Origin of the sequence: Aquitalea sp. ASV11, from assembly GCF_016429185.1 — a bacterium.
In the GTDB taxonomy this organism is placed as follows: domain Bacteria; phylum Pseudomonadota; class Gammaproteobacteria; order Burkholderiales; family Chromobacteriaceae; genus Aquitalea; species Aquitalea pelogenes.
The window spans coordinates 1-12,354 of the sequence record NZ_JAELUD010000038.1 but is presented as its reverse complement, the minus strand read 5'-3'; the positions used below and the strand labels follow the sequence as shown (position 1 = coordinate 12,354).

Sequence of the window (12,354 nt, the reverse complement as noted above, 5' to 3'; positions counted from 1 at the left end):
CCTAAGTAGTTATTCCAATTCCAGAGGTCTGGGCCTTAGCGCAGGATGATCTGCGAGAACCACAGCGTCATCAGAGCCAGCACGCCAATGATCATGGTCGTGGCATAACTGTAGATGAAGCCGGTCTGCAGCTTGCGTACCACTCTGGAGAAGGTTCCCACCAGCTTGGCTGCACCATTCACCACCAGGCCGTCGATCAGCAGCATGTCGCCCACCTTCCAGAAGAAGGTACCCAGAGCACGGGAGCCCTTGGCAAACACTGCGAAATACAGTTCGTCCAGGTAGTACTTGTTTTCCAGAATCTGGTTCACGAAGCTGAACTTCTGCTTGATGGCAGCCGGAATCTGCGGCGCCTTCATGTAGAAGAACCAGGCAGTCACCACACCGGCCAGGGCCAGCAGGAAGGGCAGCGAAGTGAATGCGTGAACACCCATGGCAACAGAGCCGTGGAATTCGTGTGCCAGTTCTTCCAGTGCCGGGTGTGCTTCACTGTTGATGGTGATCACGCCCTTGAAGAAGGAACCGTACAACAGCGGTTCGATGGCAAAGAAGCCCACCAGCACCGACGGAATGGCCAGCAATACCAGCGGCAGGGTCACTACCCACGGCGACTCATGCGGCTTGTCGTTCGGACCCAGGCCATGATGGTGGTCGTGATCGTCATGACCATGATGATGGTCGTCCTTTTTCTCCATCCAGCGTTCCTTGCCATGGAAGACCAGGAAGTACATGCGGAAGGAGTAGAAGGCAGTCACGAATACACCGGCAATCACCGCGAAGTAGGCAAAACCGGCTGCCGGCAGATGCGACAGCTGTACCGCTTCGATGATGGAGTCCTTGGAGTAGAAGCCGGAGAAGAACGGAGTACCGATCAGCGCCAGCGAACCCAGCAGCGAAGTCAGCCAGGTAATCGGCATGTACTTGCGCAGACCACCCATATTGCGCATGTCCTGGTCATGGTGCATGCCCATGATGACGGAACCGGCGCCAAGGAACAGCAAAGCCTTGAAGAATGCGTGGGTCATCACGTGGAACATGGCCACCGGGTAGGCGGAAACGCCCAGCGCAACGGTCATGTAACCCAGCTGCGACAGCGTGGAGTAAGCCACCACACGCTTGATGTCGTTCTGCACGATGCCAAGGAAGCCCATGAACAGGGCGGTGATGGAACCAGCCACCAGCACCACGTTCAGCGCGGTATCCGACATTTCAAACAGCGGGCTCATGCGCGATACCATAAAGATACCGGCAGTCACCATGGTCGCCGCGTGAATCAGCGCGGAGATCGGGGTCGGGCCTTCCATCGAATCCGGCAGCCACACGTGCAGCGGGAACTGTGCCGATTTACCCATCGCGCCGATGAACAGCAGGATGCAGGTGACGGTCAGCAGCGACCACTCACAACCCGGAATGATCTGGATGGTCTTGTGTGCCAGTGCCGGAGCAGCAGCGAATACATCGCTGTAATTCAGCGAGCCACCGAAGTAAGCCAGTACCAGACCGATACCCAGCAGGAAACCGAAGTCACCCACGCGGTTAACCAGGAATGCCTTGAGGTTGGCATAAATGGCAGTCGGACGCTTGAACCAGAAGCCGATCAGGAGGTAGGACACCAGGCCGACTGCTTCCCAACCGAAGAACAGCTGGATGAAGTTGTTGCTCATCACCAGCATCAGCATCGAGAAGGTAAACAGCGAGATGTAGCTGAAGAAGCGCTGATAGCCCGGGTCTTCCTGCATGTAACCGATGGTGTAGATATGCACCATCAGCGACACGAAGGTCACCACGACCAGCATCATTGCTGTCAGCGAGTCCACCAGGAAGCCGACGGAGAACTCATAGCCCCCCACCGTCAGCCAGGTGTAGACCGGCGCGTTGAAAACTTCAGCCTGCCCCGTGAGGAAGGCATAAAGTACCTTGAAGGACAGGGCTGCCGAGACTGCCACGCCGAGAATGGTCACGACGTGGGAAGCGCGGCGGCCGATTGCCCATCCAAACAAGCCTGCGATGATGGACCCCACCAGAGGTGAGAGCGCTATCAGCAGGTATAAGCTTTTCATATCCATGCTTGTGTGCTTTGTAGTTTGGTAACCGGTTTGCCTTAGCCCTTGAGGCTGCCCAGGTCTTCAACGTTGATGGTCCGCATATTGCGGAACAGCACCACCAGAATGGCCAGGCCAATGGCCGATTCTGCCGCTGCTACCGTCAGGATGAAGAACACGAAAATCTGGCCTGCTGTATCGGACAGGTAATGCGAGAAGGCAATGAAGTTGAAATTCACTGCCAGCAGCATCAGTTCGATGGCCATCAACAGCACGATCAGGTTCTTCCGGTTCAGGAAAATCCCCAGCACGCTGATGGCAAACAGGATTGCGGCCAGCACCAGGAAGTGAGTTAGTGTCAGCACATTTCCTCCCTTATGTTGTTCGGCCGTCAGGCCTGTTGCTCACCGGACTCGGCAGTATCGGCCGCTTCCACGTTTTTCTCGGCTTGCATCTTCACGATGCGTACACGGTCCTGACTGCGAACCTTGACCTGATCGCCGGCATCCACCACCTTGGTATCCTTGCGGCTACGCTGGGTCAGACCAATGGCAGCCACCATGGCCACCAGCAGCACAACCGCAGCCAGCTCAAACGGCAGCAGGTAGGTGGTGTACAGCTGACGACCCAGCACCTTCACATTGCTGGCATCGGCTGCCAGCGCGGCACCGGCTTTGTAATCAGCCAGACCGGTGTGCGGATTGGTCAGGATCAGTACCATTTCGAAAGCCATGATGAGGCCGACAGTTGCCGCCACCGGGAAATTGCGCCAGAAACCCTCACGCAATTGCTCGATATTGATGTCCAGCATCATCACTACAAACAGGAACAGCACCATCACCGCGCCCACATAAACCAGTACCAGGGTAATGGCCAGGAACTCGGACTGCAGCAGCAGCCAGTGTCCGGAGCTGGTGAAGAAGGCCAGTACCAGATACAGCACGGCGTGTACCGGGTTCTTGGCAGTGACCACCCGAACCGCCGCAAACAGCAGAATGGCGGACAGGATGTAGAAAATAACCGTAGTCATGCTCATGAGGCCCCCTTAACGGTACTTGGCATCGGCTGCCTTGTTGGCAGCGATTTCGGCCTCGTACTTGTCACCTACCGCCAACAGCATCGGCTTGGTGTAGTAGAGGTCGCCACGTTTTTCACCGTGGTATTCGAAGATGTGCGTTTCGACGATGGCGTCGACCGGGCATGCTTCTTCGCAGAAACCGCAGAAAATGCACTTGGTCAAATCGATGTCATAACGCGAGGTACGGCGGGTGCCGTCTTCACGCTGTTCCGACTCGATCGAGATTGCCATTGCCGGGCACACCGCCTCGCACAATTTACAGGCAATGCAACGCTCTTCACCGTTGGCGTAACGACGCTGCGCATGCAGGCCGCGGAAGCGCGGGGAGATCGGCGTCTTCTCTTCCGGAAACTGGACGGTGATCTTGCGGGCAAAGAAATAACGCCCGGTCAGCATCAGGCCCTTGACCAGTTCCACCAGCAGGAAGGTTTTGAAAAAGTTGCGAATCGTATCCATGTTCTTTACCTATCCCCTCAGTTCCACAGCGACAGCGGGGTCATCATCCAGATACCCAGGACCAGGATCCACACCAGGGTAACCGGAATGAACACCTTCCAGCCCAGACGCATGATCTGGTCATAGCGATAACGCGGGAATGTCGCGCGGAACCACAGGAAGCAGAACAGCACAAACGCCATCTTCATGGCCAGCCAGAAGAAGCCGCCGGCACCCAAGAGACCCCAGCTGGCTGGGAAAGGCGACAGCCAGCCACCCAGGAACAGGATGGAAGTCAGGGCGGAAACCAGAATCATGTTGGCGTATTCGGCGAGGAAGAATACGGCGAATGCCATGCCGGAGTATTCCACGTGGAAACCGGCCACGATTTCGGATTCACCTTCAGCCACGTCAAACGGAGCACGGTTGGTTTCGGCCACACCGGAGATCAGGTAGACGATGAACAGCGGGAACAGCGGCAGCCAGTTCCAGGAGAACAGCGAACCACCTGCCATGCCGTGTGCCTGCTGCTTGACGATGTCAACCAGGTTCAGGCTGCTGGACACCATCAGTACGCCAACCAGTGCGAAGCCCATCGCCAGTTCGTAAGAAACGATCTGTGCGGCAGAGCGCATGGCACCAAGGAAGGAGTACTTGGAGTTACCAGCCCAGCCGGCCACGATGATGCCGTAAACACCAATCGACGACAGCGCCAGGATGTACAGCAAGGACGCATTGATGTTGGCCAGAACCAGCGTATCGCTGAAGGGAACCACAGCCCAGGCAGCCAGTGCCGGGCCGATGGCCAGCACCGGAGCCAGCAGGAACAAGCCCTTGCTGGACTGCGTCGGCAGGATGATTTCCTTCATCAGCAGCTTCAGGCCGTCAGCCAGCGGCTGCAGCAGGCCCAGCGGACCGACCCGGTTAGGGCCGATACGGATCTGCATGTAGCCAATGACCTTACGCTCGGCGTAGGTCAGATAAGCGACGGTAATCATCATCGGTGCCACGATGGCGATGATTTTCAGCAGGGTCCACACCGTGAGCCCCGCTTCATTACCGAGAATGCTTTGCAAGAACTCCATGTTTTACCCCTGTGAAAGCGCGATGGAATCGAACATGCCACCCAGACCAGCAGTCAGCGGGTGAGCTGTTGCCAGGCGCACCGTATCAGCCGGCAGACTGTCGTCGGCTTCAACCAGCACCTTCAGCTCGCCACTGCCCTGACGCAACACGGCCTGGGAACCGGCAGCCACATTCAGGCTGGCCAGCAGGCTGGAGTGCGCGGAGGCAACCGGCGCAGCTGCATCAGCAGTCTTCTGCAAGGACGGCGCACGGCGGCAGATGGCATCAGCCTGGTACAGCGGCACTTCGCCAATGCGCACCAGACCGGTGGTCACGGCTGCATTGATGGCCACATCGCCCAGTGCATTGCTGAGGGAGGATTCGATGGAACCCTTGGCCAGCAATTCGGCACGGACTTCTTCAGCACTGTTCTGCTCGAAGCCGGTCAGGCCCAGCATATTGCCCAGTACACGCAGTACCTTCCAGGCCGGACGTGTTTCGCCCAGCGGACGCACTACGCCGTTGAAGGACTGCAGCTTGCCTTCCATGTTGACGAAGGAACCGGCGGTCTCGGAGAACGGCGCGATCGGCAACAGCACGTCAGCGTAATCCAGCAGGCCTGCACCCTTGTAGGCGGTCAGCGCAATCACGGTGGCAGCCTGTTTCATGGCGGCTACCGCAGCTTGCGGATTGTAGCTGTCGGACTCGACTTCGGTGTTGAGCAGGAAGTAAGCCTTGCGCGGCGCGGCAATCATTGCAGCAGCATTCAGACCGGCAATTGCCGCAGTACCAAAGGCTGCGCGGTGCGGCAAGGCACCAACCAGTTCAGCACCGGTGCTGTTGGCAGCTTCAGCCAGCAGGCCGAAACGTGCGCCGGTCAGAGAGGAGATTTCCTGTACCAGCTTCAGCAGTTGCGCAAATGCCGGATGGTGTTGCGCTACATTACCCAGCACGATGGCAGCCGATTCGGCACCGGTCAGGCTGGCGGCAATGGCTTGCGCCTCGGCACCGACAGTAACGGCAGCCAGATCAACGGCGGTTTGAGCAGACTTGAGCTCAACCACAGCCTTCAGCACCTGGGCCAGCGCGTTAACCAGCGCCAGCGGCGATACGATCAGCTTGGCATTGACTGCGGTCAGCAGCGCATCGTCAGTCACGTGGATGACGTTGAGCGCACTGCCCTTCTTCACTGCCTGACGCAGGCGGGAAGCCAGCAGCGGCTGTTCCTTGCGTTGAGTGCTGCCCACAACCAGGATGGACTTGGCGGTGGTCAGCTCGACAATGCTGGAACCCAGCCATTGTGCGCCCTGCTGGGCGGCATCAGCCGAGAAGTCACTGCGACGCAGACGGTAGTCGATGTTGTTCACACCAAAGCTGCGAGCCAGCTTTTGTGCCAGATACAGTTCTTCGGTGGTGGAATGCGGACTGGTTAGGAAGCCGATGGCATCCTTGCCGTGATCGGCGGACACACCGTTCAGACCCTTGACCACGTAGGCCAGTGCGGTTTCCCAGTCGGTTTCGTGCCACTTGCCGTCAAACTTGATCATCGGCTTTTGCAGACGCTCGGCCGAATTCAGGCCTTCATACGAGAAGCGGTCGCGGTCGGCGATCCAGCATTCGTTGATGGCTTCGTTTTCCAGCGGCAGTACACGCATCACTTCGTTGGATTTCACCTGAACGATCAGGTTGGAACCCAGACCATCGTGCGGGCTGACCGACTTGCGGCGGGACAGCTCCCAGGCACGGGTGGTGTAGCGGAAAGGCTTGGATGTCAGCGCGCCAACCGGGCAGAGGTCGATGACGTTACCGGAGATTTCCGAATTAACGGTCTTGCCCAGGTAGGGCATGATTTCCGAGAATTCGCTACGGTTGGCCATGCCGATTTCCTGGAAGCCGCCGATTTCTTCGGTGAAGCGCACGCAGCGGGTGCAGTGAATGCAACGCGCCATTTCTTCAGCCGATACCAGCGGGCTCATGTCCTTGGCCACCACGGTGCGCTTTTCTTCCTGATAGCGCGAGGTGGAGTTGCCATAGCCCACGGCCAGATCCTGCAGCTGGCACTCGCCGCCCTGATCGCAGATCGGGCAATCCAGCGGGTGGTTGATCAGCAGGAATTCCATCACACCGGCTTGTGCCTTCTTGGCCAGGTCGGAATGGGTATGCACCTTCATACCGTCGGTCACCGGCGTAGCGCAGGCGGGCAGCGGCTTGGGTGCCTTTTCCACTTCAACCAGACACATGCGGCAGTTGGCCGCGATGGACAGTTTCTTGTGGTAGCAGAAGTGAGGGATGTGCGTACCCACGGAATGGGCGGCATCCATCACGGTACTGCCTTGCGGGACAGTCAGTTTTTTACCGTCGATTTCGATTTCAAGCATCGCTCAACACCATTTGTGGTCCACCAAGGGCTTCTTGTGTTCGATCAGATACTCGAACTCATTGCGGAAGTGCTTGGTGAAACTGCGAACCGGGAACACGGCAGCATCTGCCAGTGCACAGATGGTACGGCCGGCCATGTTATTGCCTACCGAATCCAGGAGCTCCAGATCACCCGGACGGCCTTCGCCGTTGGCGATGCGATGGATCACCTTGTACAGCCAGCCGGTGCCTTCGCGGCACGGCGTACACTGGCCGCAGGACTCTTCGTGATAGAAGTAGGCCAGACGCTCCAGCGCCTTCACCATACACACATCTTCATTCATCACGATGACAGCGCCAGAACCCAGCATGGAGCCGGCCTTGGAGATGCTGTCGTAGTCCATCGTGCATTGCATCATGACGTCGCCGGGCAATACCGGAGCGGACGAACCACCCGGAATCACTGCCTTCAGCTTCTTGCCATCACGCATGCCGCCTGCCATTTCCAGCAGTACCGAGAACGGGGTGCCCAGCGGAATCTCGTAGTTACCCGGACGATTCACGTGACCGGATACCGAGAACAGCTTGGTACCGCCATTGTTCGGCTTGCCCGCTTCCAGGAACTTCTGTGCACCATCACGGATGATGAAAGGCACGGAAGCGAAGGACTCGGTGTTGTTGATGGTGGTCGGCTTGCCGTACAGACCGAAGCTGGCCGGGAACGGCGGCTTGAAGCGCGGCTGGCCTTTTTTGCCTTCCAGCGATTCGAGCAGCGCGGTTTCTTCACCGCAGATGTAGGCGCCATAACCATGGTGGGCGAACAGATCGAAGCTGAAGTCGCTGCCGAGGATGTTCTTGCCCAGGAAACCAGCCTGACGCGCTTCATCCAGTGCGGCTTCGAACAGTTCGTACTCTTCGAAGATTTCACCGTGGATGTAGTTGTAGCCAGCCTTGGTACCCATGGCGTAGCCGGCGATGATCATGCCTTCGATCAGCGCATGCGGATTGAAACGCAGGATGTCTCGGTCCTTGAAAGTACCCGGCTCGCCCTCGTCGGTGTTGCACACCACGTATTTGTCGCCCGGGAAAGAGCGCGGCATGAAGCTCCACTTCAGGCCGGTGGGGAAGCCCGCACCGCCACGGCCGCGCAGACCGGAATTTTTCACTTCGGCGATCACGTCCTCTTGCGGCATCTTGGATTCGATGATGCGACGCAGGGCCTGGTAGCCGCCACGGGCCACGTAGGCCTCCAGCTTCCAGCAGTCCTGCGCAGAGGTGTCCACGCCGTCGAAAATCACACCATTGACGAAGATTGCCATCAGTTCAGCTCCGCCAGTTTCTTGTCGATTGCTTCGGGCGTCATGAAGCTGCACATCTTGTGGTTGTTCACCAGCAAGACCGGCGCATCGCCGCAGGCACCCATGCACTCCCCTTCCAGCAAGGTGTACTTGCCGTCAGCGCTGGTTTCGCCAATGGCGATGCCAAGCTTCTTGGAGATGTACTCGGCAGCATTTACGCCACCGGACAGGGCACAGGGCAGGTTGGTACAAACGGTAATCTTGTACTTGCCCACCGGCTTCATGTCGTACATGTTGTAGAAGGTGGCGACTTCATAGGCAGCTACCGGAGCGATATTCAGGTAGTTGGCAACGAATTCGATCACCTCGGTATTCAGGCAGCGCTCTTCCGGTGTCTTGCCGGTTTCCCGACGCTCCACCAGGGCAATGCGCAGCGCGCCCATTACCGCCGAACGGGCCTGGTCAGCCGGATACTTGGCGACTTCGCGGTCGATGGCGGCGAGTGATTGTGCGGATAGCATTAGCGGTCAATCTCCCCAAACACGATATCCTGGGTACCGATGATGGCCACCACGTCGGCAATCATGTGACCCGTTGCCATTTCATTCAGGGCTGCCAGATGGGCAAAACCCGGGGCACGGATTTTTAGTCGGTACGGTTTGTTGGCACCGTCGGATACCAGATAGATACCAAACTCACCCTTCGGATGTTCTACAGCGGCGTAGGCTTCACCTTCCGGCACATGCATGCCTTCGGTAAACAGCTTGAAGTGGTGAATCAGGTCTTCCATATTCGACTTCATGCCTTCGCGGGAAGGCGGAGCCACTTTATGGTTGTCGGTGATGACCGGGCCGGGATTGTCACGCAGCCATGCCACACATTGCTGGATGATGCGGTTGGACTGGCGCATTTCTTCCACGCGCACCAGATAACGGTCGTAGCTGTCACCCTTCTTGCCCACCGGGATATCGAAGTCCAGACGGTCGTATACGTCGTAGGGCTGCTTCTTTCGAAGGTCCCACTCGATGCCGGAACCACGCAGCATCGGGCCGGAGAAGCCCAGGTTCTTGGCACGTTCCGGACTGACCACGCCAATGTCCACGGTACGCTGCTTCCAGATACGGTTATCGGTCAGCAGGGTTTCGTATTCGTCAACGTAAGTCGGGAAACGCTTGGTGAAATCGTCGATGAAGTCCAGCATGGAGCCCTTGCGGCCTTCGTTCAGGCGCGCAAGTTCCTTGGCGTTCTTGATCTTGGATACGGTGTACTGCGGCATGGAGTCCGGCAGATCACGGTATACACCACCCGGGCGGAAGTAGGCAGCATGCATACGGGCACCGGACACGGCTTCATAGCAGTCCATCAGATCCTCACGCTCACGGAAAGCGTACAGGAACATGGTCATGGCGCCGATGTCGATGGCGTGAGCGCCAATCCACAGCAGGTGGTTCAGGATGCGGGTGATTTCAGCAAACATCACACGGATGTATTGCGCACGCAGCGGCACTTCGATTTGCAACAGCTTTTCGATGGCCAGGCAGTAGGCGTGCTCGTTGCACATCATGGATACGTAGTCGAGACGGTCCATATACGGCAAGGACTGGATGAAAGTCTTGCTTTCAGCCAGCTTCTCGGTACCGCGGTGCAACAGGCCAATGTGCGGGTCGGCACGCTGGATCACTTCGCCATCCAGCTCCAGCACCAGACGCAATACGCCGTGGGCTGCCGGGTGCTGAGGACCAAAGTTCAGCGTGTAGTTACGGATCTCAGCCACCGTAGTTCTCCTCACGAATGATGCGCGGAGTGATTTCGCGCGGTTCGATGGTGACCGGCTGGTAGATCACGCGCTGCTGGGTCGGGTCGTAACGCATTTCAACGTGACCGGACAGCGGGAAATCCTTGCGGAACGGATGGCCGACAAAGCCATAGTCGGTCAGGATGCGACGCAGGTCAGGGTGACCTTCAAACACGATGCCGTACAGGTCGAACGCTTCACGCTCGAACCAGTTAGCCGCATTCCAGATGGGGTTGACCGAGGCGAGCAGCGGGAAGCTGTCATCTTCGGCAAACACACGCAGACGAATACGGACATTGTGCTTGAGTGACAGCAGGTGGTAGACGGCGGCAAAGCGCGGGCCATCCCACGGCTCGTCACGGTAGGCACTGTAGTCCATACCGCACAGGTCGATCAGTTGTTCGAAGGAAAGTTCGGCATGATCACGCAGCGTGGTGGCCACGTCGGTCAGATCCGCCGCCTTGCAGACGATGGTCAGTTCATCGAGGGCCAGCGTGCTTGAAACAAGCTTGTCGCCCAGCACACGCTCGACGACCGATCCCAGTGCTTCCATTTTCTTGGAGGCCATAAGTGCTTACCTTATCGGGCGATGGTAGAGGTGCGTTTGATCTTGTTCTGCAGCTGGATGATGCCATACAGCAGTGCTTCGGCAGTCGGCGGACAGCCCGGCACATAGACATCGACCGGCACAATGCGGTCACAGCCACGGACGACAGAATAGGAATAGTGGTAGTAACCACCACCGTTGGCACAGGAACCCATGGAGATGACCCAGCGGGGCTCTGCCATCTGGTCATACACCTTGCGCAGCGCCGGTGCCATCTTGTTGCACAACGTACCAGCCACGATCATCAGGTCAGACTGACGGGGACTGGGGCGGAAAACGATGCCGAAACGGTCCAGGTCATAACGTGCGGCACCGGCATGCATCATCTCCACCGCACAGCATGCCAAGCCAAAGGTCATGGGCCACAGCGAACCGGTCCGGGTGTAGTTGATGAGCTTGTCGGCTGTCGTGGTCACGAAGCCTTTTTCCAGAATACCTTCTACTCCCATTCCAGCGCTCCCTTTTTCCACATGTAGACGAAGCCCAGCGTCAACACCGCCAGGAACTCCACCATTACACCAAAGCCATAGGCACCAAGTTCTTTCAGGACCACAGCCCAGGGAAACAGAAATGCAATTTCCAGATCGAACAGGATGAACAGAATGGCGATGAGGTAGTAGCGAACGTCAAACTTCATGCGTGCGTCTTCGAAGGCTTCGAATCCACACTCATAAGGAGAGAGTTTCTCAGGGTCGGGACGATTGGGTGCGAGGACCTTGCCAAGGACAATAGGACCTACGCCGACCAACAAACCGACGATGACAAACAACAGAATGGGAAAATAATTTTGCAGCATTTCCCGTACACCCCCAAAAAAAGGAGGAATTACCCTCCTTGGCTCCAAATAAAATAGGCCACCGGAATCCCGGTGGCCTATTTTTGAATGGTGGTGCCGACAGTGAGACTCGAACTCACACAGCCTACGGCCACTACCCCCTCAAGATAGCGTGTCTACCAATTTCACCATGTCGGCACTATATAACTTTACTGTCACTCCGGAATTTTTGATGTAGTACCCGAAGCTTTGCCAGTGGTTGCCCCGACCGGGATTTGCGGCGCAACTTGCTCAACTTTGCCACCCATCACACCCAGATCTGTTTTTCCGCCCCCCGACAGATAAACAAGGGTGAGACTCGTGGAGAAGAATACAACCGCTGCAATTGCAGTGGTTCTACTCAAGAAATTCGCAGAACCAGACGCACCAAACAGACTACCGGAAGCGCCGCTACCGAAAGCTGCACCCATATCCGCACCCTTGCCATGCTGCATGAGGACAAGGACGATGATCGTCACTGCGGAAAGGAGGTTTATAACCCAAATAAGCGTCTTAATAAGTTCCATACTATATCAATTTTCCTGCGGCCTGGCAAATCATCCTGAATGATCCGGCGTCCAGAGATGCCCCACCAACAAGGGCTCCGTCGACATTTTCTGTCTTCAGAATTGACTCGGCATTCTCTGCCTTTACACTGCCGCCGTAGAGGACGCGAATATTAGCCGAGGGCTTGGCATTTTGCAAGCACCACGTTTTGATTGCGGTATGAATCTCGGCAATCTGCTCCAGCGATGCCACCTTGCCGGTGCCGATCGCCCAGACGGGCTCATAAGCAATGACGTACTCGCTGTCGTTCACCTCGGACAGGATGGCCAGCTGGCTGAAAATCACATCCAGGTAC

14 protein-coding genes and 1 tRNA gene are annotated in these 12,354 nt (G+C 57.3%); all 15 read right to left on the bottom strand.

The features are described 5' to 3' along the window. Window positions 1-35: 35 nt before the first annotated feature. Window positions 36-2,066 carry an NADH-quinone oxidoreductase subunit L gene (nuoL, locus tag JHD62_RS12980; protein ID WP_045847641.1) on the bottom strand — a complete coding sequence of 677 codons (2,031 nt, stop codon included), beginning with the start codon at window positions 2,064-2,066 and terminating at the stop codon, window positions 36-38. Window positions 2,067-2,101: 35 nt separating this feature from the next. Beyond that, window positions 2,102-2,407 (bottom strand): NADH-quinone oxidoreductase subunit NuoK, encoded by a 306-nt coding sequence (nuoK, locus tag JHD62_RS12975; protein ID WP_045847642.1) that lies wholly within the window; start codon window positions 2,405-2,407, stop codon window positions 2,102-2,104. 26 nt (window positions 2,408-2,433) lie between these two features. Next, the gene (locus JHD62_RS12970) at window positions 2,434-3,078 is read right to left on the bottom strand and encodes an NADH-quinone oxidoreductase subunit J (RefSeq protein WP_045847643.1); all 645 of its coding nucleotides are present in this window, start codon (window positions 3,076-3,078) and stop codon (window positions 2,434-2,436) included. A 9-nt stretch (window positions 3,079-3,087) separates the two neighbouring features. Beyond that, window positions 3,088-3,567, bottom strand: a complete 480-nt coding sequence (nuoI, locus tag JHD62_RS12965; RefSeq protein WP_197077215.1) for an NADH-quinone oxidoreductase subunit NuoI — start codon at window positions 3,565-3,567, stop codon at window positions 3,088-3,090. 26 nt (window positions 3,568-3,593) lie between these two features. Then, the gene (gene nuoH, locus JHD62_RS12960) at window positions 3,594-4,640 is read right to left on the bottom strand and encodes an NADH-quinone oxidoreductase subunit NuoH (protein WP_199103252.1); all 1,047 of its coding nucleotides are present in this window, start codon (window positions 4,638-4,640) and stop codon (window positions 3,594-3,596) included. Window positions 4,641-4,643: 3 nt separating this feature from the next. Continuing rightward, on the bottom strand, window positions 4,644-6,998 hold the full coding sequence (nuoG, locus tag JHD62_RS12955; protein ID WP_199103251.1) for an NADH-quinone oxidoreductase subunit NuoG: 2,355 nt from the start codon (window positions 6,996-6,998) through the stop codon (window positions 4,644-4,646). 3 nt (window positions 6,999-7,001) lie between these two features. Further along, window positions 7,002-8,297, bottom strand: coding sequence for an NADH-quinone oxidoreductase subunit NuoF (gene nuoF / locus JHD62_RS12950; RefSeq protein ID WP_045847647.1), 1,296 nt, complete (start codon window positions 8,295-8,297; stop codon window positions 7,002-7,004). After that, a complete protein-coding gene (gene nuoE / locus JHD62_RS12945; RefSeq protein WP_045847648.1) occupies window positions 8,297-8,797 on the bottom strand; it encodes an NADH-quinone oxidoreductase subunit NuoE in 501 nt (166 codons plus the stop codon). The genes nuoF and nuoE overlap by 1 nt, the downstream gene beginning before the upstream one ends. Continuing rightward, window positions 8,797-10,050 (bottom strand): NADH-quinone oxidoreductase subunit D, encoded by a 1,254-nt coding sequence (locus JHD62_RS12940; RefSeq protein ID WP_045847649.1) that lies wholly within the window; start codon window positions 10,048-10,050, stop codon window positions 8,797-8,799. The genes nuoE and JHD62_RS12940 overlap by 1 nt, the downstream gene beginning before the upstream one ends. After that, complete coding sequence (locus JHD62_RS12935; RefSeq protein ID WP_062786415.1) at window positions 10,043-10,639, bottom strand: NADH-quinone oxidoreductase subunit C; 597 nt, start codon at window positions 10,637-10,639, stop codon at window positions 10,043-10,045. The genes JHD62_RS12940 and JHD62_RS12935 overlap by 8 nt, the downstream gene beginning before the upstream one ends. Window positions 10,640-10,650: 11 nt before the next feature. Continuing rightward, window positions 10,651-11,127 carry an NADH-quinone oxidoreductase subunit B family protein gene (locus JHD62_RS12930; RefSeq protein WP_045847651.1) on the bottom strand — a complete coding sequence of 159 codons (477 nt, stop codon included), beginning with the start codon at window positions 11,125-11,127 and terminating at the stop codon, window positions 10,651-10,653. Continuing rightward, window positions 11,118-11,474, bottom strand: coding sequence for an NADH-quinone oxidoreductase subunit A (locus JHD62_RS12925; RefSeq protein ID WP_045847652.1), 357 nt, complete (start codon window positions 11,472-11,474; stop codon window positions 11,118-11,120). The genes JHD62_RS12930 and JHD62_RS12925 overlap by 10 nt, the downstream gene beginning before the upstream one ends. 91 nt (window positions 11,475-11,565) lie before the next feature. Continuing rightward, window positions 11,566-11,651: transfer RNA gene (locus JHD62_RS12920), tRNA-Leu, on the bottom strand. Window positions 11,652-11,668: 17 nt separating this feature from the next. After that, window positions 11,669-12,019, bottom strand: coding sequence for a preprotein translocase subunit SecG (gene secG / locus JHD62_RS12915; RefSeq protein WP_045847653.1), 351 nt, complete (start codon window positions 12,017-12,019; stop codon window positions 11,669-11,671). A gap of 1 nt (window position 12,020) precedes the next feature. Continuing rightward, the coding region (locus tag JHD62_RS12910; RefSeq protein ID WP_199103250.1) for a triose-phosphate isomerase family protein at window positions 12,021-12,354 on the bottom strand (334 nt) is incomplete at its 5' end.